Annotated in this window: 22 protein-coding genes; 14 read left to right on the forward strand and 8 right to left on the reverse strand. The window is 68.8% G+C overall.

Translation table 11 applies throughout. From position 1 onward, the window contains the following. The first annotated feature begins 113 nt into the window (after positions 1–113). The 5 genes from gap to NQ151_RS00555 all read left to right on the forward strand — a co-directional run bounded on the left by gap (position 114) and on the right by NQ151_RS00555 (position 3864). Positions 114–1118, forward strand: coding sequence for a type I glyceraldehyde-3-phosphate dehydrogenase (gap, locus tag NQ151_RS00535; RefSeq protein ID WP_257526684.1), 1005 nt, complete (start codon positions 114–116; stop codon positions 1116–1118). 2 nt (positions 1119–1120) lie between these two features. Further along, positions 1121–2335 carry a phosphoglycerate kinase gene (locus tag NQ151_RS00540; protein WP_257526685.1) on the forward strand — a complete coding sequence of 405 codons (1215 nt, stop codon included), beginning with the start codon at positions 1121–1123 and terminating at the stop codon, positions 2333–2335. After that, entirely contained in the window at positions 2326–3114 is a 789-nt protein-coding gene (gene tpiA / locus NQ151_RS00545) for a triose-phosphate isomerase (protein WP_257509974.1), read from the forward strand. The genes NQ151_RS00540 and tpiA overlap by 10 nt, the downstream gene beginning before the upstream one ends. A 146-nt stretch (positions 3115–3260) precedes the next feature. Then, on the forward strand, positions 3261–3509 hold the full coding sequence (secG, locus tag NQ151_RS00550) for a preprotein translocase subunit SecG (protein ID WP_257509973.1): 249 nt from the start codon (positions 3261–3263) through the stop codon (positions 3507–3509). A gap of 1 nt (position 3510) precedes the next feature. Continuing rightward, complete coding sequence (locus NQ151_RS00555; protein WP_257509972.1) at positions 3511–3864, forward strand: RNA polymerase-binding protein RbpA; 354 nt, start codon at positions 3511–3513, stop codon at positions 3862–3864. A 194-nt stretch (positions 3865–4058) separates the two neighbouring features. On the opposite strand, the gene pgl is transcribed toward NQ151_RS00555, so the two are convergent. The 6 genes from pgl to tkt are packed head-to-tail and all read right to left on the reverse strand — an operon-like array spanning position 4059 to position 12173. Further along, positions 4059–4844, reverse strand: a complete 786-nt coding sequence (gene pgl / locus NQ151_RS00560) for a 6-phosphogluconolactonase (RefSeq protein ID WP_257509971.1) — start codon at positions 4842–4844, stop codon at positions 4059–4061. Then, positions 4837–5784, reverse strand: a complete 948-nt coding sequence (locus NQ151_RS00565) for a glucose-6-phosphate dehydrogenase assembly protein OpcA (protein WP_257526686.1) — start codon at positions 5782–5784, stop codon at positions 4837–4839. The genes pgl and NQ151_RS00565 overlap by 8 nt, the downstream gene beginning before the upstream one ends. Next, positions 5781–7331, reverse strand: coding sequence for a glucose-6-phosphate dehydrogenase (zwf, locus tag NQ151_RS00570; RefSeq protein WP_257509969.1), 1551 nt, complete (start codon positions 7329–7331; stop codon positions 5781–5783). The genes NQ151_RS00565 and zwf overlap by 4 nt, the downstream gene beginning before the upstream one ends. An 8-nt stretch (positions 7332–7339) precedes the next feature. After that, positions 7340–8965: a phosphoglucose isomerase-related protein gene (locus tag NQ151_RS00575; protein ID WP_257526687.1), complete on the reverse strand. Its 1626-nt coding sequence runs from the start codon at positions 8963–8965 to the stop codon at positions 7340–7342. Beyond that, on the reverse strand, positions 8962–10077 hold the full coding sequence (gene tal, locus NQ151_RS00580) for a transaldolase (protein ID WP_257526688.1): 1116 nt from the start codon (positions 10075–10077) through the stop codon (positions 8962–8964). The genes NQ151_RS00575 and tal overlap by 4 nt, the downstream gene beginning before the upstream one ends. Beyond that, positions 10074–12173, reverse strand: coding sequence for a transketolase (tkt, locus tag NQ151_RS00585; protein ID WP_257509966.1), 2100 nt, complete (start codon positions 12171–12173; stop codon positions 10074–10076). Before tkt ends, tal begins: the two co-directional genes overlap by 4 nt. A 263-nt stretch (positions 12174–12436) precedes the next feature. Here tkt and NQ151_RS00590 point away from each other — a divergent pair, with 263 nt between their 5' ends. Both NQ151_RS00590 and NQ151_RS00595 read left to right on the forward strand, forming a co-directional pair. After that, positions 12437–13360, forward strand: coding sequence for a heme o synthase (locus NQ151_RS00590; protein WP_257510118.1), 924 nt, complete (start codon positions 12437–12439; stop codon positions 13358–13360). Between the two features lie 216 nt (positions 13361–13576). Beyond that, positions 13577–14434 (forward strand): endonuclease domain-containing protein, encoded by an 858-nt coding sequence (locus NQ151_RS00595; RefSeq protein WP_257526689.1) that lies wholly within the window; start codon positions 13577–13579, stop codon positions 14432–14434. A 148-nt stretch (positions 14435–14582) separates the two neighbouring features. Here the strand turns inward: NQ151_RS00595 and NQ151_RS00600 are convergent, their stop codons facing one another. Both NQ151_RS00600 and NQ151_RS00605 read right to left on the reverse strand, forming a co-directional pair. Then, positions 14583–15029 (reverse strand): dinucleotide-utilizing enzyme, encoded by a 447-nt coding sequence (locus NQ151_RS00600; RefSeq protein WP_257526690.1) that lies wholly within the window; start codon positions 15027–15029, stop codon positions 14583–14585. A gap of 84 nt (positions 15030–15113) precedes the next feature. Then, a complete protein-coding gene (locus tag NQ151_RS00605; RefSeq protein ID WP_257526691.1) occupies positions 15114–16046 on the reverse strand; it encodes a COX15/CtaA family protein in 933 nt (310 codons plus the stop codon). Between the two features lie 250 nt (positions 16047–16296). Here NQ151_RS00605 and sufB point away from each other — a divergent pair, with 250 nt between their 5' ends. From sufB to NQ151_RS00640, 7 genes are all read left to right on the forward strand, one after another. Then, entirely contained in the window at positions 16297–17715 is a 1419-nt protein-coding gene (gene sufB / locus NQ151_RS00610) for a Fe-S cluster assembly protein SufB (RefSeq protein ID WP_257509962.1), read from the forward strand. Beyond that, on the forward strand, positions 17715–18905 hold the full coding sequence (sufD, locus tag NQ151_RS00615) for a Fe-S cluster assembly protein SufD (protein ID WP_257526692.1): 1191 nt from the start codon (positions 17715–17717) through the stop codon (positions 18903–18905). Before sufB ends, sufD begins: the two co-directional genes overlap by 1 nt. Beyond that, positions 18902–19228, forward strand: a complete 327-nt coding sequence (locus NQ151_RS00620; protein ID WP_257509960.1) for a non-heme iron oxygenase ferredoxin subunit — start codon at positions 18902–18904, stop codon at positions 19226–19228. The genes sufD and NQ151_RS00620 overlap by 4 nt, the downstream gene beginning before the upstream one ends. Before the next feature lies 1 nt (position 19229). Further along, on the forward strand, positions 19230–20000 hold the full coding sequence (gene sufC, locus NQ151_RS00625; RefSeq protein WP_257509959.1) for a Fe-S cluster assembly ATPase SufC: 771 nt from the start codon (positions 19230–19232) through the stop codon (positions 19998–20000). A 9-nt stretch (positions 20001–20009) separates the two neighbouring features. After that, entirely contained in the window at positions 20010–20339 is a 330-nt protein-coding gene (locus tag NQ151_RS00630; protein WP_257509958.1) for a metal-sulfur cluster assembly factor, read from the forward strand. A 102-nt stretch (positions 20340–20441) separates the two neighbouring features. Continuing rightward, positions 20442–21617: a MalY/PatB family protein gene (locus NQ151_RS00635; protein ID WP_502883544.1), complete on the forward strand. Its 1176-nt coding sequence runs from the start codon at positions 20442–20444 to the stop codon at positions 21615–21617. Continuing rightward, complete coding sequence (locus NQ151_RS00640; RefSeq protein WP_257526693.1) at positions 21614–22975, forward strand: MFS transporter; 1362 nt, start codon at positions 21614–21616, stop codon at positions 22973–22975. Before NQ151_RS00635 ends, NQ151_RS00640 begins: the two co-directional genes overlap by 4 nt. Positions 22976–23083: the final 108 nt, after the last annotated feature.

Raw genomic sequence — 23083 nt, forward strand, 5'->3', positions numbered from 1 at the left:
GGGCGGGATTCCGGCATCCTCTCTGTCTGGAGAGGGCATCCTTTCTGTCTAGAGAGATCGCGTGACTGGAGCGCCGACAAGGCGCGGCCGGCGCGACGGAAACGGGAGACATCGTGTCTGTCAAGATCGGTATCAACGGCTTCGGCCGCATCGGACGCAACTACCTTCGCGCCGCAATGGCGCAGGGTGTTGACCTCGACATCGTGGCGGTGAACGACCTCACCGACAACAAGACTCTGGCGCACCTGCTGAAGTACGACTCCATCCTCGGCCGCCTCGACGCCGACGTGTCGTACGACGCCGATTCCATCACGGTCGGCGACAAGAAGATCAAGGTCTTCGAAGAGCGCGACCCTGCGAACCTCCCCTGGGGCGAGCTGGGCGTGGACATCGTCATCGAGTCGACGGGCCGCTTCACCAACGCTGAGGATGCGGGCAAGCACATCGCCGGCGGCGCCAAGAAGGTGCTCATCTCGGCACCGGCATCGGGTGAAGACGCCACGTTCGTGATGGGCGTCAACGAGGGCGACTACGACCCCGCGAACCACCACATCATCTCGAACGCCTCGTGCACCACGAACTGCCTCGCCCCCATGGCGAAGGTGTTCAACGACACGTTCGGCATCAAGCGTGGTCTCATGACCACCATCCACGCGTACACCGCGGACCAGAACCTGCAGGACGGTCCCCACAAGGACCTGCGCCGCGCCCGCGCCGCAGGCGTGAACATCGTGCCGACCTCGACCGGTGCAGCCAAGGCCATCGGCCTCGTGCTGCCCGAGCTCAAGGGCAAGCTCGACGGCTTCGCGCTGCGCGTGCCGGTGCCCACCGGTTCGGCCACCGACCTCACGATCGAGACCCGCGATGGTGTCACGGTCGAGGAGATCAAGGCTGCATTCAAGACCGCCGCTGAGGGTCCCCTCAAGGGCATCCTGAAGTACACCGAGGACGAGATCGTCTCGAGCGATATCGTCACCGACCCGCACTCGTGCATCTTCGACGCCGGCCTGATCCGTGTCATGGGCAACCAGGTCAAGATCGTCGGCTGGTACGACAACGAGTGGGGCTACTCGAACCGCCTGGTCGACCTCACCAAGCTGGTCGCCGACAAGCTCTGATCATGACTCTGCGCACCCTCGATTCGCTGGGTTCGCTCGCTGGCAAGCGCGTCATCGTTCGTGCTGACTTCAACGTTCCTCTCAAGGACGGAGTCATCACGGACGATGGCCGCGTGCGGGCCGCGCTCCCCACGCTGAACCATCTGATCAACCAGGGCGCGCGTGTCATCGCGTGCTCGCACCTGGGCCGCCCCGCCGGCGCCCCCGACGACAAGTACACGCTGGCCCCGGTGGCACAGCGGCTGTCCGAACTGCTGGGCAAGCCCGTCGCGTTCGCTCGCGACACCGTCGGCCCGTCGGCGCACGACGCCGTCGCGGCGCTGGAAGACGGCGACGTCGCGATCATCGAGAACCTGCGGTTCAACCCGGGTGAGACGGCGAAGGACGACGCGGCTCGCCGCGCCTTCGCCGAGGAGCTCGCGGAACTGGGCGACGTGCTCGTCTCCGACGGGTTCGGCGTCGTCCACCGCAAGCAGGCCTCGGTCTACGACCTCGCCGAGATCCTGCCGTCCGCGGCCGGGTACCTCATCGAGAAGGAGGTCGACGTCCTCGACCGCCTCACCGAGAACCCCGAACGGCCCTACACGGTCGTGCTGGGCGGGTCGAAGGTCAGCGACAAGCTGGGCGTCATCGCGCACCTGCTGCCTCGGGTGCAGAAGCTGTGCATCGGCGGCGGCATGATGTACACCTTCCTGGCCGCACAGGGCCACAAGGTCGGCAAGAGCCTCCTGGAACAGGACCAGCTCGAAACCGTCCGCGGCTACCTCACGCAGGCCGCCGAGCGCGGCGTGGAGATCGTGCTGCCCGTGGACGCCGTCGTGGCGGCATCCTTCTCGGCAGACGCCGACCACGTCGTGGCCGACGCCGATTCGCTCGAGGACACCCCGTTCGGTGCCGAGGGTATGGGTCTGGACATCGGACCGAAGACCGCGGAGCTGTTCGCCGACGCGATCCGCAGCAGCAAGACGGTGTTCTGGAACGGCCCCATGGGCGTGTTCGAGATGGCGGCATTCGCCGCCGGCACGAAGACCGTCGCCAAGGCGCTCACCGAAGTCGAGGGCCTGTCGGTCGTCGGCGGCGGCGACTCGGCTGCGGCAGTGCGTCAGCTCGGCTTCGCCGACGACGAGTTCGGGCACATTTCCACCGGCGGTGGGGCGAGCCTGGAGTTCCTTGAGGGCAAGCGCCTGCCCGGACTGGAGATCCTCGGATGGCAGTGAACCGTACGCCCCTCATCGCAGGCAACTGGAAGATGAACCTCGATCACCTGCAGGCGATCGCGTTCGTGCAGAAGCTTGCGTGGACGTTGAAGGACGCCAAGCACGAGGACGGCAGCGTCGAGGTGGCGGTCTTCCCGCCGTACACCGACCTGCGCGCCGTTCAGACGCTGCTGGATGCCGACAAGATCGCTTTCCAGCTGGGTGCACAGGACCTGTCCGCGCACGACTCCGGGGCATACACCGGGGAGATCTCGGGCGCATTCCTGGCCAAGTTGGACTGCAGGTACGTCATCATCGGCCACTCGGAGCGCCGGCAGTACCACGCCGAGACCGATGAGGTCGTGGCGGCGAAGGTCAAGGCGGCGCTGCGGCACGGGCTGGTCCCGGTCATCTGCGTCGGCGAGACGGCCGAGGACCTCGAGACCCATGGCGCCAGTGCGGTGCCGGTCGGTCAGCTCGAGGTCGCGCTCGAGTCGCTCCCGGCGGATGCCGACATCGTCGTGGCCTACGAGCCGGTCTGGGCCATCGGCTCCGGCCAGGCAGCCACCCCGGAGCAGGCGCAGGAGGTCTGCGCGAAGCTTCGTGCCGTCATCGCTGCCAAGCTCGGGGCCGACGCGGCACAGCGCACGCGTGTGCTCTACGGCGGCTCGGTGAAATCAGGCAACATCGCGAGCTTCATGCGCGAGCCCGACGTCGACGGTGCACTCGTCGGCGGCGCCAGTCTGCTGGTGGATGAGTTCTCGGCGATCATCCGCTTCCAGAAGCACGTCGGGGTCTGACCCCCCGCACGTTTCGTCACGCTTCCTCGCTCAGCGGCCGCGATTTTCGCGGTCGTTGAGCGAGGGGTGCGACTAAGGCGAAACGGCACCGGTATACTCGATCCCTGTGCGGCCCGCAGGGATCGCAGCGAAAGGCTTCCAAGACTGTGCCAATCCTCGAGTTCACCCTTCAGGTGCTGCTGGGTATCACCAGCCTCCTGCTGACCCTCCTCATCCTCCTTCACAAGGGGCGTGGTGGCGGGCTGTCCGACATGTTCGGCGGCGGCATGACGTCGGCCATGGGCTCCTCCGGGCTGGCTGAGCGCAACCTCAACCGGTTCACCGTCATCCTCGCGCTCGCGTGGTTCGTCTCGATCGTGGCCCTCGGCCTGATCACCAAGTTCCAGGGAATCTGACATGGCTACAGGTGGTAACGCGATCCGCGGTACGCGCGTGGGTGCGGGCCCGATGGGCGAGCAGGATCACGGCTTCCACGCCGACCGCGTCTCGGTCTCGTACTGGGACGCTCTCGGCAACGAGACGGTGCGCTACTTCGCGGCCGGCATCACCGAGGAGGAGATCCCCGAGACGATCGACTCCCCGCACTCGGGTCTTCCCGCGGGGCGCGACAAGGAGAACCCGCCGGCTCTGGCCAAGGCCGAGCCGTATAAGACCCACCTCGCTTACGTCAAAGAGCGTCGCACCGACGAAGAGGCAGTGACGCTTCTCGACGACGCACTCACTCAGCTTCGCGAACGCCGAGGTCTGTGACCTGACGGTCGTACCAAGAAGGGGATGCCTTGCGGCATCCCCTTCTCTCGTTCCCGCGCTTGTCCCGCGCCGCAACTTCGGAGAACGCCACGAATTCGGAGCGGTTCCGGGCTTCGGCTCCGAAGTACTGCCGAACTCCGAAACTGTGGCGCGCGGTCACACGAAGAAGGGGATGCCTTGCGGCAACCCCTTCTTCAGTACTCGCCGTCGATGAGCTCTGGCGGCACCTGGGAGGCAGCGGCCTCGTCCACGAAGATGATCGTGCGCTTGCGGCCCTTGGCCCCGGCAGCGGGGACGCTGTCGTAGCTGGCCCCGGCGAGCACCAGGCCGAGCGCCGATGCCTTGTCGGTCCCGGCGAGCACGAGCCACACGCGTGCCGATGAGTTGATGACCGGACGGGTGAGCGTGATGCGCTCAGCCGGGGGCTTGGGGGAGTCCCGCACGCCCACGGCGGCCCGATCGGTGATCTGGATCTCCGGGCGATCGGGGAACAGCGACGCGATGTGGCCGTCGGCCCCCACGCCCAGGAATGCGATCTGGAACGTCGGCCATGGATTGCCGACCTCGTCGTCGGCGAAGCGCGCGAGCTCGCGCTCGTATGCCTCGGCGGCGCCGTCCAGGTCGATGCCCGCGTCGGACGCGGGGAAGGCGTGGATGTTCTCCGTCGGCACGTCGATGTGGTCGAACAGGATCGTCGACGCCAGCTTCTCGTTGCGTTCGTCGCTGTCGCGCGGGACGAACCGCTCATCGGTCCACCAGAAGTGCACCAGCGACCAGTTCACGCCGCCGCGCTTACGATGCTCGGCGATCGCGCGCAGCACCGCTGTGCCCATCACGCCACCGGTCAGTGCCACGTGAGTCACCAAGCCGTCGCGCCCGCGCTTGGTCAGGCGGGAGAGGAAGCGGGATGCCACCGATCGTGCGACGTGTGCGGGGTCGGGGCGAACGACCACCCGTTTCTCGGCGTAGAACTCAGCCATGTGACTCCCGTGTCACGGCGGGGCCGAGCAGATCCCAGCCCTCCGTGATTACACGACCATACAGGACGTCCGGATCGAGCCTTCGCAGCTCCTCGGCGAGGCACTCACGCAGCGTGCGGCGGGGCAGGACGATGTCGTGCGCGGGCTGCTGCGGCTGGGCCAGGCATGCATCCACGTCGTTCGTGCGCTCCAGCAGGATGTCGCCGGAGGCCCGTGTGAGACGCACCGAGTGGATGCCGTGGTCCCACTCCTCCGGTGCCGCGTACCGCCACGTGACGGGCACATCGAGCATCAGCCGCAGCCATGCCGCCAGCAGCGCGGTCGACGGCGAGCTGCCGGCCCCGACGACCTCCACGGCCGTCACCGGCTCGTAGGGCGGCTGGTCCAGCACGGCAGCCAGCTGCTCGCGCCAGTGCGTCAGACGCGTCCAGGCGAGGTCGGTATCGCCCGGGGCGTAGGTGCGGCCCAAGGCGGACAACCGGTCGCTGGAGTAGGGCTTCGTCGAGGCATCTGTGATGCGGCGCTGCGCGATGCGGCCGATGTCCGACTCCGCCGGGACGGTGGGCGGGTGATCCGGCCACCACGCGACCACCGGCGCATCAGGCAGCAGCAGCCCCGTGATGAGGCTGTCGGGGTTGCTGGCGGCGTCGCCGTAGGCACGCAGCACGATCACTTCGCTGGCTCCGGCGTCGCCGCCCACGCGGATCTGGGCGTCCAGGCGCGCGTCGCCTTCGCGACGGCTGATCAGCACGATGACGCGCATGGGGTGCTCGCGCGAGGCGTCGTTGGCCGCCTCGATCGCGTCCTCCTGCAAGCCGTGCGAGGTGGCGATGACGAGCGTCAGTACGCGCCCGAGCGCGACGGCGCCGCCCTCTTCGCGCACCTTCACGAGGGAGCGGGCCACCTGCGACACGGTGGTGTCGGGCAGATCGACGATCATGGGCGCCTCCAGACGCGGCCGTCGCGGGCCAGCAGTTCATCCGCCGACGGCGGGCCCCAGGAACCGGGGGAATACTGTTCGACGGGTCCGCCCTGCGCTGCCCAGTACTGCTCGACGGGGTCGAGGATCTGCCAGCTGAGCTCGACCTCTTCGTGCCTCGGGAACAGCGGCGGGTCACCCAGCAGCACATCGAGGATGAGTCGCTCGTAGGCCTCGGGGCTGGACTCAGTGAACGCGTGGCCGTAGCCGAAGTCCATCGTGACGTCGCGCACCTCGGTGGCAGCCCCCGGGACCTTCGAGCCGAACCGGATCGTCACGCCCTCGTCGGGCTGCACCCGGATGACAAGCGCGTTCTGACCTTGTTCGGTGGTCTGGTTGCGCAGGAACAGGTGCTGCGGAGCCCGCTTGAACACCACGGCGATCTCGGTGACCCGCCGCCCCAGCCGCTTGCCGGTGCGGAGGTAAAACGGCACTCCAGCCCAGCGGCGCGTCGCGATCTCCAGCTTGAGCGCGGCATACGTCTCGGTCGTGGATGCCGGATCCATACCGTCCTCGTCGAGGAAGCCGGTGACCTTCTCGCCACCCTGCCAGCCGCCGGCGTACTGACCCCGGGCCGCCGCCGTGGCGAGGTCCTCGGGCAGCTGCACCGCGGCGAGCACCTTCTCTTTCTCGGCACGCAGGTGCGTGGCATCCAGCGAGATCGGCTCCTCCATGGCGGTCAGCGCGAGCAGCTGCAGCAGGTGGTTCTGGATGACGTCGCGCGCCGCGCCGATGCCGTCGTAGTAGCCGGCGCGACCGCCCACGCCGATGTCCTCGGCCATGGTGATCTGCACGTGGTCGACGTAGTTGCGGTTCCAGATCGGCTCGAACAGCTCATTGGCAAAGCGCAGCGCGAGGATGTTCTGCACCGTCTCCTTGCCGAGGTAGTGGTCGATGCGGAAGATCGAGTCGGCGGGGAAGGCCACTTCCAGCGCCTCGTTCAGCGCACGTGCCGTCTGCAGATCGCTGCCGAAGGGCTTCTCGATCACGACGCGGCGCCAGCTCGAGTCGCCGGCGGAGCTGTCGTCGACGAGCCCGGATGCCTTCAGTTGCTTGGCGACGAGCGGGAAGTCCTTGGGCGGGATCGACAGGTAGTAGGCGTGGTTGCCCATCGTGCCGCGTTCGACATCGAGGGTGTGCACGGTCTCCCGCAGGCGCCGGAACGCCTCAGGGTCGTGGAACTCGCCGGACACGAACCGGATGCCCTGCAGCAGCTGCTTCCACGTCTCCTCACGGAACGGGGTGCGCGCGTGCTGCTTGACCGCGTCGTACACCACCTGCGCGAAGTCGTCGTCACCCCAGTCGCGGCGGGCGAAGCCGACCAGCGCGAAGCCGGGCGGCAGCAGCCCCCGGTTGGCGAGGTCGTAGACGGCGGGCATGAGCTTCTTGCGTGACAGGTCGCCTGTCACGCCGAAGATGACGAGCGCGCTCGGACCGGCGATGCGGTTCAGGCGACGGTCGTCCGGATCGCGCAGCGGATTGCGGCCGCGCTGGATCTCGACGGTCATCGGTGGGATCAGTCCTCCAGGACGGCTTCGAACAGCGTGAGCACTTCGGCCAGCGGCTCGGTGAGGGTGAACGTGACGACGGGGCGCCCGTGGGCGGCGAGCACTGCGGCATCGCCTGCAGCCTGCGCGCGGATCAGCTGTCCGAACGTGAACGGGCGACCGGGGATCTCCAGATCCACTTCGCCGCCGTCGAGGATCTGCAGGAACACCCCGTTCGCGGGGCCGCCCTTGTGGTACTGCCCCGTCGAGTGCAGGAACCGCGGTCCCCAGCCGAACGTGGTCGGGCGTCCGCTGTCCGCGGCCACCATCTCGCGCAGGCCGGACAGGTGCGACAGTGCGAGGCGGTCGACGTATGCCTGCAGCGACACGTAGCCGTCGGCGGTCACCTGATCCCACAGCGCCTCGAGCACGCCGGCGATGGTGCCCGATGCCGCCAGGGTCGGGTCCGACACGCGCACCTCTACGCCATCCTGCACGAATGCAGGAACGGACGGCTCCGGGCGGGCCTCGAGCAGGCCGCGGGTGGCGGTCTTGGCCGATTCGACATCGGGCTGGTCGAACGGGTTGATGGCCAGCAGCAGCCCCGCGATCGCGGTGGCGTACTCCCAGACCACCAGCTGGGCACCGAGCGAGCCGCTGACGAGGATCTCGCCCTCGTGCTGCTCGAACAGGTGGAACTCGTTCGCTTCGTCGACGAGCCGCAGGATCTGCAGATCGGCTGGTTTGGCTTCCAGTTCGGGGGAGACCGGCAGCAGCACGACCGGCAGGATGCCGGTGCCGTTCTTGCCCGTCGACTCCGCGACGAGCTGCTCGATCCAGTCGGGCAGTCCCACGAGGTGGGTGCCGTCCGTGACCAGGCCCAGCTTGTCGCGGCGCGGCTGCCCGCCGGCGATGGCCGCCGCCAGCACGAGCGCCGGGTTGTCGGGGCTGTCGATGGCCACTTCCAGCAGCGTCGCCTCGGCCTCGTCGAGGAGCTCCGCGATATCGACGCCGGCGAGCCCGGTGGGCACCAGGCCGAAGGCCGTCAGCGCCGAGTAGCGGCCGCCGACGGTGGGGTCGGCGTTGAAGACGCGGTATCCGTCGGCGCGAGCCGACACGTCCAGCGGCGAACCCGGGTCGGTGACCACGACGATGTGCTGGGTCGGGTCCATGCCCAGATCCCGCCATGCCGTCTCGAAGGCGCGCTTGGCGGAATCGGTTTCGACGGTGGATCCGGACTTGGACGACACCACGAGTACGGTTTCGGCGAGGCCGCCCGTTTCGGCGTCACCGTCGATCGCGGCGAGCACCTGGCCGGGCGCGGTGGAGTCGAGGATGACCAGCGGCACGCCGTTGGTCTGCGAGATCACCTCGGGCGCCAGCGACGATCCGCCCATTCCGGCGAGGACCACCCGCGTGATGCCGCGCGAGAGGAACTCCTCGCGCAGGGCGACGATCTCGGGCACCAGCGGACGCGAGACGCTGACCGCCTGCACCCAGCCGAGGCGCTGCGATGCCTCGGCTTCGGCTTCCGGGCCCCACAGGCTCCCGTCGCCGGCGGTGATCCCGCTGGCGACGAGGCTGGCGACGAGGCTGGGCAGGGTGTGCTCGACGGCCGCCTTGGCGTGTCCCGTGACCCGGATGTCGAAGGTCATGCCTGCGCCTTGGACCCTTCGAGCGCCGCGGTGACGGTGCCCTGCAGATCGTGCCACGAGGCGATGAACTTCTCGACGCCCTCGTCCTCGAGCACCTGGGTGACATCGAGGAGGTCGATGCCGAGGCCGGCGAGCTCGTCGAACACGCGGTGGGCGTCAGCGTAGGCACCGGTGACGGCGTCGCCGGTGATCTCACCGTGGTCGAACGTGGCCTGCAGTGTCTTCTCCGGCATCGTGTTGACCGTTCCCGGTGCGACGAGCTCGGTGACGTACAGGGTGTCCGGCAGGGCCGGGTCCTTCACGCCGGTGGAGGCCCAGAGCGGCCGCTGCACGTTGGCCCCGACCTTCAGCAGGTCCTGCGCGCGCTTCTCGGCGAACTTCTGCTCGAACAGCTCGTAAGCCAGTCGGGCGTTGGCGATGCCGGCCTGCGACTTCAGGGCGAGGGCCTCGTCGGTGCCGAGGGCGGTGAGGCGCTTGTCGACCTCGGTGTCCACGCGGGAGACGAAGAAGGAGGCGACGGAATGGATGTGCGACAGGTCGAAGTCGCCGCTGTGGGCGCGCTCCAGCCCGGCGAGGTACGCGTCGATCACGTCGGCGTAGCGCTCGAGCGAGAAGATCAGCGTCACGTTGACGGAGATGCCGGCGGCGATCGTCTCGGTGATGGCGGGGAGCCCTGCCTTGGTGGCGGGGATCTTGATCAGCACGTTAGGGCGGTCAACGGCCGCGTACAGCTGCTTGGCCTGCGCGACCGTCGCGGCGGTGTCGTGGGCGAGGTCGGGGGAGACCTCGATCGATACGCGCCCGTCGACACCCTTGGTGGCGTCGTAGATGGGGCGGAAGATGTCGCACGCGTCGCGCACGTCCGTCGTGGTGAGCGCGAAGATCGTGTCGTCCGCCGAGGCGCCGGCGGATGCCTGTGCCGCGATGGCCTCTTCGTAGCCGATGCCGGCGGAGATCGCGCCCTGGAAGATCGTCGGGTTCGTGGTCACTCCGACGACGTTGCGGGTGTCGATCAGACCCTGCAGGTTGCCGGTGGTGATGCGCTGGCGGGAGAGGTCGTCGAGCCAGATGCTGACGCCGGCTGCGGACAGCTGGGCGGTGGGGGTGGTCATGCGTGGGTCTCCTTGAGCGTCTCGCGCGCCGCGGTGACGACGGCTTCGGCGGTGATGCCGAACTTCTCGAACAGGGTCTTGTAGTCAGCGGATGCGCCGAAGTGATCGATGGCGACCGAGCGGCCCGCGTCGCCGACGATGCCGCGCCAGGTGAGCGGGGAACCCGCCTCGACCGACACGCGCGCCTTCACGGCGGCCGGCAGGACGTGCTCGCGATACGCGGCATCCTGTTCGGCGAACCACTCCAACGAGGGCGCTGAAACGACGCGGGCGTTGATGCCCTCGGCGGCAAGGGTCTCGCGGGCGGCGACGGCCAGCTGCACCTCGGAGCCGGTGGCGATGAGGATCACGTCGGGCGTGCCGCCGGGGGCCTCCGCGAGGATGTAGGCGCCCTTCGCGGTCTGGTCGGCCGGGGCGAACTGGTCGCCCTCGGCGTCGCCGGTGCCGCGCGGGAGCACCGGGATGTTCTGGCGGGTCAGCGCGATGCCGACGGGGCCGCCGTTGCGGCGGAGGATCTCCAGCCACGCCGCGGCCGTCTCGTTCGCGTCGGCGGGGCGGACGACCGTGAAGTTCGGGATCGCGCGGAGGGTCGCCAGCTGCTCGATGGGCTGGTGGGTGGGGCCGTCCTCACCGAGGGCGACCGAGTCGTGCGTCCACACGAAGATCGAGGGCACGTTCATCAGAGCGGCCAGACGCACCGCGGGGCGCATGTAGTCGCTGAAGATCAGGAACGTGCCGCCGAAGGCGCGAGTCGGCCCGTGCAGCACGATGCCGTTGATGATCGCGCCCATCGCGTGCTCACGGATGCCGAAGTGCAGCACCCGGCCGTAGGGCGAACCCGACCACTCGTGGGTGGACCACTGCGCGGGGATGAAGCTCTTGGCGCTCTTGATGGTGGTGAGGTTCGACTCGGCGAGGTCCGCCGACCCGCCCCACAGCTCCGGGAGCTGCTCGGCGAGGGCGTTGATGACCAGGCCCGAGGCGGCGCGGGTGGAGACCGCCTTGCCCGCCTCGAACGAGGGGAGCGCCTCGGCGATGTCGGCGGGGAGTTCGTGCGCCTCGAGGCGATCCAGCAGCGCCTTGCGCTCGGGGTTGGCGGCAGCCCACGCGTCGAAGGCCTCCTGCCACGCGGCGCGCTCGGGGGCGACCCGTTCGGCCAGGCCCCGGGTGCGCTCGATCACGTCGTCGGCGACGACGAAGGACTGCTCGGGGTCGAAGCCCAGCACCTTCTTCGTCGCGGCCAGCTCATCGGCGCCCAGGGCGGAGCCGTGGATCTTGCCGGTGTTCTGCTTGCCGGGGGCGGGCCAGCCGATGATCGTCTTCAGCACGATCATCGAGGGACGGTCGGTCTCGCCCTTGGCCGCCTCGATCGCGGCATACAGCTCGGCGACGTCTTCGACGTATTCGCCGGTGCGCTTCCAGTCGACCGTCTGCACGTGCCAGCCGTACGCCTCGTAGCGCGCGGCGACGTCCTCCGTGAAGGCGACGTTGGTGTCGTCCTCGATGGAGATCTGGTTCGAGTCGTAGATCGCGATCAGGTTGCCCAGCTGCTGGTGGCCGGCGAGCGAGCCCGCCTCGCTGGTGATGCCCTCCTGCAGGTCGCCGTCGCCGGCGATCACGTACACGTAGTGGTCGAACGGCGACTGACCGGCGGGAGCCTCAGGGTCGAACAGGCCGCGCTCGTAGCGGGCGGCGTAGGCGAACCCGACGGCGGAGGCCAGCCCCTGACCGAGCGGCCCGGTCGTGATCTCCACACCGTCGGTGTGACCGAGCTCGGGGTGACCGGGAGTCTTCGAGCCCCACGTGCGCAGCGACTTCAGGTCGTCCAGCTCCAGGCCGAATCCGCCGAGGTACAGCTGCACGTACTGCGTGAGCGAGGAATGGCCGGCGGAGAGGATGAACCGGTCACGGCCCAGCCAGTGGGTGTCCGTCGGGTCGTGGCGCAGCACCCGCTGATACAGCAGGTAGGCCGCCGGAGCGAGGCTCATCGCGGTGCCGGGGTGGCCGTTGCCGACCTTCTCCACTGCGTCCGCCGCCAGCACACGCGCGGTGTCCACCGCGCGCCGATCGATTTCGTCCCACTGCAACTCCGACACTAGGTCGCCTTTCTCAAGGGGAAAGCACCAGGTGAGGATGCCGGTCCGCAGCCCGCATCCGAGTGGAGTGAAGGGAAGACCGGTGGCACCGGCGCGCGTGTACTCAGCATACCGAAGCGGGCTCAGGCCCAGGCTATTCCCGTGACCTCGTGACACGGATCGATCACGCGTTGACGGCCGTCCCGACCGAGGCGGCCCGGGTGGCCGCTGCGGGGCCATGCCATAGACTGGGGCGGCAGTACAAGCGGCAACTGGCGGGGGCAATGGACATCACGACGACGTCGAGCAGTGTGCGCACGACGGCACCCTCGTTCGGGAGGACGGTGCGCGCCTATGTCGCGCTGACCAAGCCCCGCGTGCTGGAGCTGCTGCTGGTCACGACCGTTCCGGTCATGGTGCTCGCCCAGGGCGGGCTGCCCAACCTCTGGCTCGTGCTGGCCACCGTCATCGGCGGGTCGCTGAGCGCCGGCTCTGCCGCAGCGTTCAACATGTATCTCGACCGTGACATCGACGCGCACATGAAGCGCACTGCCGGGCGCCCGATCGTCACCGGTGAGATCTCACCCCGCAACGCGCTCATCTTCTCGTGGGTGCTGGCTGTGGCATCCACCGTCTGGCTGCTGCTGACGACCAACTGGCTCGCCGCGACGCTGTCGGCTTTCGCGATCTTCTTCTACGTCGTGATCTACACGATCATCCTCAAGCGCCGCACCGAGCAGAACATCGTCTGGGGCGGGATCGCCGGGTGCTTCCCCGTGCTGATCGGCTGGTCCGCGGTGACCGGTTCGCTGTCGTGGAGCCCGTTCATCCTGTTCGCGCTGGTGTTCCTGTGGACGCCGCCGCACTACTGGCCGCTGTCGATGAAGTACAAGGGCGACTACGCCGAGGTCGACGTGCCCATGCTCGGCGCCACCCGCAACGGCACGCAGGTCGGGCTGCAGGTCATCCTGTACGCGTGGGCAACCGTCGCCTGCTCGCTGCTGCTGATCCCCGTCGCCGAGATGGGCCTGGTCTACTCGGTGTCGGCCGTGGTCTTCGGCGGCTGGTTCGTGTATGAGTCCCACGTGCTCTACAACCGCGCGGTGCGCGGCACCGAACCCAAGCCCATGCGGGTGTTCCACGCGTCGATCACGTACCTGACGCTGCTGTTCGTCGCGATCGCGATCGACCCGCTTCTTCCCTTCTAGGGCGCACGGGCCATCCGTCGCGCCAGTTCTTCGGTGAACTGCGGTAATTCGGAGCCGGGCGGCTGATCCGGTCCGAAGTCGTGGCGTTCCCCGAAGCAATGGCGAGCGGATGCCGCGGCGCAGTGTCTCCTCCATAGGCGCGAGATCGCCGCAGTCGTCCACGGATCGCGGTATCGGCGACGCGGGGTGCGTGCCGTGCCGGGCAGGGTGGGCGCCATGAGCGCGACGATCCGGACCGAGACGGCGATACGGGCACTGCGTGAGGGGGTCGCCTCTCGCGGCGGAGTCGCCCGGGTGGCCAGTCTGCAGCGGGCGGGATGGTCGCGCCACTGCATCCGTCTCGCGCTGCAGCGCGGAATACTCGTGCGGGTGCGTCGGGACTGGGTCGCCGTGCCCGATGCGGATGCCGAGCTCGTCGCGGCCGCTCGCGACGGCGTCGTGCTCTCGTGCCTGACGCAGGCCCGGCGACGCGGGCTGTGGGTGCTGCGGGAGGATCGTCCGCACGTGGCAGCCGATCCGCACGCGGCCGGACACAAGGACTCGCGGGCGCTCGTGCACTGGGCGATGCCGCTCGTGCCGCGGCATCCGGACGCCCTGGTGGATCCGATCGAGAACCTTCTGGCGCTCGTGGCGGCGTGCCAACCCCACGAGGCGGCGCTGGCGGTGTGGGAGTCGGCACTGCAGCAGGGGCTGGTGGTGCGGGCCGCTCTCGAGCGGCTGCCGCTGGATGCGGCATCCCGTGTTCTGCTCGACCAGGCGCAGTCGTTCGCCGGGTCGGGACTGGAGACGATCTTCGCGGCGCGACTGCGGTGGTTGCGAGTGCGGATCCTGCCGCAGGTGTGGATCCTGGGGCACCGCGTCGACTTCCTCATCGGGCAGCGGCTCATCGTGCAGGTCGACGGCAGGCAGCACATCCACCGTCAGCGGGCCGACGATGTCGCACACGACGCGGCGCTGATGCTGCACGGGTACCACGTCATCCGGGTCACGTACGAGCAGGTCCTGGGCGACTGGCCCGCCGTGCAGGACCTCATCTCCCGCGCCGTCGGGCAGGGCCTGCACCTCGCCCGGTGACGCAAACGCCGCGCCACGTCTTCGGAGAACGACGCGATTTCGGATGCAACCGGGGATCCGGGTCCGAGAATCGGGATTTCTCCGAAGACGTGGCGCGGCGAGAGACGCGGGCCGATCGCGCGATCGGGGCGATCAGGCGATCAGGCGATCAGGCGCGGGGAGCTGCGGCGTCTGCCCCGGTGCCATCCGCGGGCGTGCGCGTGATGGCGGGCTCCTCGTGGGTGGTGGCAGTGGTGCGGACGGGCTCGTTCGGAGCGTCCGAAGCGTCGACGGCGGCATGCTCGGCCGACCAGTCGATGGACTCCGCGGCGACGGGAGCGGCGGCGACGGCGGCGGGCACGGCCGAACGCAGCGAAGCGACGGTGAGCGCGAGGGCCAGGCCCACGATGCCGGCACCGACGAGGATCGCGCCGAAGACGGCCTCGATCTGGCCGACGTAGACCTCGACGCCGGTGGCGGTTCCGTCAGTCAGCGCAGAGCTCATGACGCCGAGACGATCGGTGAGGATGAGGGCGCCGGCGATGCCGCTGGCGAGCGATCCCGCGATCAGAACCCAGAACGGGATGCTGCGGACGAGACGGGGACGGGAAGACATACTGCTCCTTGACTGGGGGACGCGGCGCATACCGCCACGTCTTTCCAGCGTGCCCCACCGACCCGGACGGCTCCCCTGAGTGGGCTATGCGTCGGCTGTGCGCGGCGCCTTCAGGTGCAGCACGACGACGGTCATCGCCGCCGCGGTGAGGGCGGCGAGCACCATGTGCACACCGACCGCGAGCTCGGGCAAGCCATTGCGGGCCTGGTAGAGCCCCACCGCGATCTGAACGAGCACGACGCCCAGGAGCGTGGTGATCCAGGTGCGGGTGGGCAGGCGCTTCGCCCACGCGGTGATCGTCAGCGCGAGCACCAGGACGAGCAGGGCATAGCCCGGCCACGCGTGGATGTGCTCCAGCAGCTCGGCATTGAAGCCGTTGCGTCCGGCGGCGGCATCGCCGGAGTGGGGCCCTGCGCCGGTGGTCAGCACACCGAAGACGATCGTGAGCGCCAGAACGAGCGTCGTGACGTGGGTGGTGATCGCGTACCAGGTCGGCACGGCGCGCTCGCGCGGCCCCGGGGCGGCGTTCATCCGCACCAGGAACGCCGCGCACACGCAGACCAGCACGACCGAGGCGACGTAGTGGAAGCTCACGATGAACGGGTTCAGTCCGGTCAGCACCGTGAAGCCGCCGACGACGGCCTGCGCGACGACGCCGCCGAGCACGATCAGCGACAGCACGAACAGGTCGCGGCGCTGGGCGCGCATGCGCCACACCAGCACGACGACGATGACCGCGAGGATGCCGACGAGCCCCGTCAGCGTGCGGTTGCCGAACTCGATGACGCCGTGGATGCCCATCTCAGGGGTGTTCACGAGCGAATCCGGGGTGCACGTCGGCCACGTCGGGCAACCCAGGCCCGAGCCGGTCAGGCGCACCGCACCGCCGGTGGCGATGATGAGCACTTCGGCCAGGAAGGACAGCCACGCGAACACGCGGATACGGCGATCCACCCGGTCGGGCAGCCAATCGCGGAACCGGGATGCCGGTGTCGTGGTCGCAGCCGTGTGGGCCATGTCGTCGCCTCCTGGGAAAGCGCACCGGATCGGGATCGGCCGGGCGCCGTGGCCACGCCGTGGCACCGGCGTTGCCTGTAGACTCGTGGGGTGGGGATGCCGCGCGCAAGCGCCGGACACCACTCACAGTCTAGGCGCGGATTCGCGCCGGTTTAGCGGGCCCGGAAGCGGCATCCCACCCTTTGAACTCCGCGGGGGAACAGGGAATGTCGGGACGGATACACCGTTGCGGCCCAGAGGAGGAATCGTCATGTCGGATGTGCTCATCGATCGTCCCGAGCTTGAAGGGCTGGGGGTGTACGAGTTCGGCTGGCACGACGCCGATGCCGCCGGTGCCACCGCCAAGCGCGGTCTCAGCGAGGCTGTCGTCCGCGACATCTCGGCTCTTAAAGCCGAGCCCGAATGGATGCTCAAGGCCCGCCTGAAGGGTCTGCAGCTGTTCGAGCGCAAGCCGATGCCGACCTGGGGTGCCGACCTCAGCGACATCGACTTCGACAACATCAAGTACTTCGTGCGCTCCACCGAGAAGCAGGCGCAGACCTGGGAAGACCTCCCGGAGGACATCAAGAACACGTACGAGCGTCTCGGCATCCCCGAGGCGGAGCGTGCGCGCCTGGTCTCCGGCGTCGCCGCGCAGTACGAGTCCGAGGTCGTCTACCACCAGATCCAGAAGGAACTGGAGGACCAGGGTGTCATCTTCATGGACACCGACACCGCCCTGCGCGAGCACCCCGAATTCTTCACCGAGTACTTCGGCAGCGTGATCCCGGCCGGCGACAACAAGTTCGCCGCACTGAACACCGCCGTGTGGTCGGGCGGCTCGTTCGTCTACGTCCCCCCGGGCGTGCACGTCGAGATCCCGCTGCAGGCCTACTTCCGCATCAACACGGAGAACATGGGCCAGTTCGAGCGGACGCTCATCATCGCCGACGAAGGCTCCTACGTTCACTACATCGAGGGCTGCACCGCCCCGATCTACCAGTCCGACTCGCTGCACTCCGCGGTCGTGGAGATCATCGTGAAGAAGAACGCTCGCGTTCGGTACACGACGATCCAGAACTGGTCGACCAACGTGTACAACCTCGTCACCAAGCGGGCCATCGCCCACGAAGGCGCGACGATGGAGTGGGTCGACGGCAACATCGGCTCCAAGGTCACCATGAAGTACCCCTCGATCTTCCTCGTCGGAGAGCGCGCGAAGGGGGAGACCCTCTCGGTCGCCTTCGCCGGTCCCGGCCAGCACCAGGATGCCGGCGCGAAAATGATCCACATGGCGCCGTACACGCAGTCGTCGATCATCTCCAAGTCCATCGCCCGCGGCGGCGGCCGTGCCGGCTACCGCGGCGAGGTGCGGGTGGATGCCAATGCGCACCACTCCGCCAACACGGTGCGCTGCGATGCGCTGCTGGTGGACACCAAGTCGCGTTCGGACACCTACCCCGCCATCGACATCCGTGTCGACGACGTGCAGCTGGGTCACGAGGCGACCGTGTCGAAGGTGAGCGAAGAGCAGCTGTTCTACCTGCAGTCGCGCGGCATGCCGGAGGACGAGGCCATGGCCATGATCGTCCGCGGCTTCATCGAGCCCATCGCCCGTGAACTGCCCATGGAGTACGCCCTCGAGCTGAACAAGCTCATCGAGATGGGCATGGAAGGATCCGTCGGCTGATGACGACAGCGACCCAGGCCCCCGCCACCCGCGCGGAGGGCCATATCGACCCTGCCGCGGCATTCGTTCCGGTGCAGACCCGCTCCGAGCGACCCACCTCCTTCGACCCGGCCGATTTCGACGTGCCCACCGGCCGCGAGGTCAACTGGAAGCACAGCCCGATCGCCCGTATGGGCACCGTGTTCGTCGACGAGGACTCCGCCGCGCACGCGGTGGAGTACCGCTTCGACGTGCCGGCGCAGTTCCGCGTCGAATCGATCGGACCCGACGCGGCCGCACGGGGTGAGGTCTTCCGTCCCGAGGACCGCACCGCGGCGATCGCCTGGAAGCGCACGCCCGACGCGCTGCACGTGCGCATCCCGGCGAACGAGGAGCACGAAGGCACGCTGCGCATCGACCTGGTCGGTCGCGACGCGACGGCTCACGCCAACGCGCACATCATCGTCGAGGCCATGCCAAATTCGGCCGCGACCGTGCTGCTGTACCACTCCGGTGCCGCCCAGTACGCCCAGAACGTCGAGATCATCGTCCGCGACGGCGCCCGGTTGAACCTGGTGTCGGTGCAGCGCTGGGACGAGGATGCTGTGCACGTGGCATCCCACCAGGCGCGCGTGGACCGAGACGCCACCCTCACCCACGTCGTGGTCAGCCTCGGCGGCGGTGTCGTGCGCGTGAACCCCTCCGTGGAGCTGGCCGGCGCCGGCTCCGAGTGCAAGCTGTACGGTGTGTCGTTCTCCGACGCCGGCCAGCACCTGGAGAGCCAGGTGTTCATGCACCACAAGGGCCCGCACACGACCGGCGACGTGCTCTACAAGGGCGCGCTGCAGGGTGCGGATGCTCGCAGCGTCTGGATCGGTGACGTGCTCATCGGACCGGATGCCAGCGGCACCAACTCCTACGAGGCCAACCGCAACCTCGTGCTCACCGACGGCGCCCGCGCCGAGTCGATCCCGAACCTGGAGATCCAGACCGGTGACATCCAGGGCGCAGGTCACGCCAGCGCCACCGGACGTTTCGACGACGAGCAGCTGTTCTACCTGCAGGCTCGCGGCATCGATGAGGAAGAAGCGCGGCGCCTGGTCGTCGTCGGCTTCCTCGGCGAAATCGTGCAGAAGACCGGCATCCCTTCCCTGGAAGCCGAGCTCACCGCCGCGATTCTCGCCGAGCTCGAAGCAGGCGGGCAGGCATGAGCGCGACCCGTATCTGCGCGCTGAGCGAGCTGGAGCAGGACGCTGCCCGCCGTTTCGAGGTCGAGGGCGTGCCGATCGCGGTCGTGCTCGACTCGAACGGTGAAGTGCACGCGATCGGCGACACCTGCACGCACGGCGACATCTCGCTGTCAGAGGGGTTCGTGGAGGGTGAGACCCTCGAATGCTGGGCTCACGGCTCGGCGTTTTCGCTCCGCACCGGCAAGCCCCTCAATCTCCCCGCGTACGAGCCCGTCCCCGTCTACGTCGTCCAGATCGACGGCGACGATGTGCTCATCGACCCGAACCTGAAGAAGGAAGTCTGACATGTCTGTCCTCGAGATCCGCGACCTGCACGTGACGGTCGAGACCGATGAGGGAACGACCCCCATCCTCAACGGCGTGACCCTTACGATCAGCACCGGTGAGACGCACGCCATCATGGGCCCCAACGGCTCGGGCAAGTCCACCCTCGCCTACACGATCGCCGGCCACCCCAAGTACACCGTCACGAGCGGTTCCATCACGTTCGACGGTGACGACGTGCTGGCGATGACCGTCGACGAGCGCGCCCGCGCCGGCCTGTTCCTGGCGATGCAGTACCCGGTGGAGATCCCCGGCGTCACGGTGACGAACTTCCTCCGTACCGCCAAGACCGCCATCGATGGCGAAGCGCCCGCGATCCGCACCTGGACCAAGGACGTCAAGGGCGCGATGAAGAACCTGCGCATGGACCCCAAGTTCGCGCAGCGCAACGTCAACGAGGGCTTCTCCGGCGGCGAGAAGAAGCGCCACGAGATCCTGCAGCTGGAGCTGCTGCGTCCCAAGCTCGCGGTGCTCGACGAGACCGACTCCGGTCTGGACGTCGACGCGCTGAAGATCGTCTCCGAAGGCGTCAACCGCGCCAAGGAGAACACCGGTCTGGGCGTGCTGCTGATCACGCACTACACCCGCATCCTCCGCTACATCCGTCCCGACTTCGTGCACGTCATGGTCGCGGGACGGATCGCCGAGGAGGGCGGCCCCGAGCTGGCCGACCGTCTCGAGAGCGAGGGGTACGACCGTTACCTCGAGCCCGTGACCGACGTGGATGCGTAGAATCGCATCATGACCGCCACCCTCTCTCCAGAGAAGTACGACGAGGTCACCGAGGCGCTCAAAGACGTCATGGACCCCGAACTCGGGATCAACGTCGTCGACCTCGGTCTGATCTACGACCTGGCGTGGGACGACGAGAACGACGCCCTGATCATCCATATGACGCTGACGTCGGCGGGGTGCCCGCTGACGGATGTGCTCGAGGAGCAGACAGCGCAGTCGCTGGACCAGGTCGTCGACCGCTTCCGCATCAATTGGGTGTGGATGCCGCCGTGGGGCCCAGAACGCATCACCGACGACGGTCGGGACATGATGCGAGCCCTCGGCTTCGCCATCTGACGCGACACGGGCCGACACCGGACAACGGTGTCGGCCCGTTCTCATGTCAAGGTGGAGCAGCGCGCCGTCGCGCGCCTGAACCCCGGGACGATTGGCCACAGCGTGAACGACACCCCTCTGCAGGCACCGCCGCTGCAGGCGCCGCCGCTCGAGCTGCTGCGCCAGCGCAGCAGCACGAAGTGGCGCACGTACCCCGACGATGTGCTGCCGCTGTTCGTGGCGGAACTGGACTTCGCGCTCGCCCCGGCGATCACCGACGTGCTGACGCAGGCGGTCGCCCGCGGCGACACCGGCTACACCCCGCCCGACCCCGGCATCCGCACCGCCTTCAGCGCGTACGCACGTCGGCACTGGGACTGGGAGGTCACGCCGGAGCGGGTGCGCTCCACCGCCGACGTCATGATGGGCGTCGTGGAACTGCTGCGCGCGACGATCACGCCCGGCGACCGCGTCGTGATCACCCCGCCGGTGTACCCGCCGTTCGCCGACTGCATCCTCGAGGCGGGCGGCGTGGTGGAGCGCGTGCCGCTCGTGGACACCGGTGACGGCTGGGAGCTGGACCTGCTGGGGGTGGAGGCAGCGTTCGCCGGGGGAGCCAGGGCGATGCTGCTGTGCAACCCGCACAACCCCACCGGCACCGTGCATTCGCGCGAGACGCTCGCGGCCCTCGCTGACATCGCCGCCGGATTCGGAGCCACCGTCATCAGCGACGAGATCCACGCGCCGCTGACGCACCCCGGCGCCCGGTTCACGCCCTATCTGGCGTCGTCGCCGGTGGCGGCGCGCACCGGATACGCCGTGACCAGTGCCAGCAAGACCTACAACCTCGCCGGGCTGAAGTGCGCCGTCATGGTGACCGCGGCGGCGGAGACGAACGCCGTCGTCCAGGCCATGCCGGCCGAGGTGGAGTGGCGCACCGGCCTGTTCGGTGCCCTCGCCAACGTGGCTGCGTTCGCGCCCGAGAGCGATGAGTGGCTGCTGAGCCTGCGCGCCGCGCTCGACGAGAACCGCCGGCTGCTGGCTGGCCTGCTCGCCGAGCACGTGCCCGGTGCGCGCTACCGCATCCCCGACGCCGGCTTCCTCGCCTGGGTCGACCTCAGCGCGCTGGGCTGGGGCGACAACCCGGCGGCGAAGATCCTGCGGGAGGCTCGGGTCGCGCTGCACTACGGGCCCGCCTTCGGGGCGGAGGGTGCCGGGTACGTGCGTATCAACTTCGGGTGCTCGCCCGAGGTGCTGCGCGAGGCCGTCGGGCGCATCGGCGCGCTCGTCCGAGCGTGAGCGGTCAGCGCACCGCGGGGATCTGGGCGCCGCAGTACGTCTGGGTGACCGTCGGCGCGGTCGCGATGATCTTCCTCGCCGCGACGCAGGCCCTGGCCGTGACGACCGTCATGCCGGTGGTCAGCGCCGACCTCGACGGTGAAGCGCTGTACGCCGTCGCGTTCTCGGCGACCCTCGCGACCAGCGTGATCGGCATGGTCGTCGTGGGTGCCTGGTGCGACCGGTCCAGTCCGGTCGCGCCGCTGACCAGCGCGGTGGTGCTGTTCGCGGCGGGGCTGATCGTCGCGGGCTTCGCCCCCACGATGGAGGTGCTCGTCGCCGGCCGACTGCTGCAGGGGCTCGGCACCGGGGGCCAGACCGTGGCGCTGTACGTCGTGGTTGCGCGCATCTTTCCCGCGCAGCTGCACGGTCGCGTGTTCGCGGCGTTCTCCGCCGCCTGGGTGGTGCCGTCGCTGGTGGGTCCGGTGCTGGCCGGTGCGGTGGCGGAATTCCTGCACTGGCGCTGGGTGTTCCTGGGCGTCGCGGCGCTCACCGTCGTGGCGTTCCTGCTGGTGTGGTTGCGGCTGCGCGGCACCGACCTGACCACGGCGCACCCGGACCGCTCGCCGATCACCGCCCGCCTGGTGTGGGCGTCGCTCGTCGCCGCCGGAGCACTGGCCCTCAGCCTGGCGGGCGAAGCCGGTGCGTGGATGCCACTGGTGGTGGCGGCATCCGTCCTGCTGGTGCTCGTGACCACGCGGCCGCTGCTGCCGCGGCGCACGCTCACCAGCGGCCGGGGTCTGCCCAGCGTCGTGCTCATGCGCGCGCTGATCGCCGGCTCGCTGTTCGGTGCCGAGATCTACGTGCCGAAGCTGCTGATCGACGACTACGGATTCTCGCCGGTGTGGGCGGGGCTCGGACTGACCGCCGCCGCGCTGCTGTGGGCGCTCGGCGCCGCGGTGCAGGGCCGCTGGGGCGACCTGCTCGGCAACGCCCGGATCACCGTGCTCGGCACGGTGCTGCTGTTCGCGGCGATCGCGATCGCCGGTGTGACGGCGCTGTGGCACCTCGAACCGGTCGTGCTCGTCGTGGGCTGGTCGCTGGCCGGCGCCGGCATGGGGCTGATGTACCCGCGCCTGACCGTGCTGACGCTGGCGTACTCGACGCCGCAGAACCAGGGGTTCAACTCGTCGGCGCTGTCGATCTCGGACTCGATCGGGTCGGCCGTCGTGATCGCGACCATGGGGATCGTGTTCACCGCCCTGGTCGGCACCGGCGTCGCGTACCCGGTGGTCTTCGGGATCGGTGCCGCGGTGGCGCTGCTGGCGCTGATCCCCGGTCTCCGGCTCGGGCACGCCCACGAGCCCGCCCGCGAGTGAGTATTCGCGCCGCCGAGTGAGTATTCGCGCCGCCGAGTGAGTATTCGGGGGAGCCCGCGGTGCGGCATCCTTTCGCCAGTTCTTCGGAGTTCTGCAGTATTTCGGAGC

This window comes from Microbacterium sp. zg-YB36, assembly GCF_024623575.2.
Classification (GTDB): Bacteria; Actinomycetota; Actinomycetes; order Actinomycetales; family Microbacteriaceae; genus Microbacterium.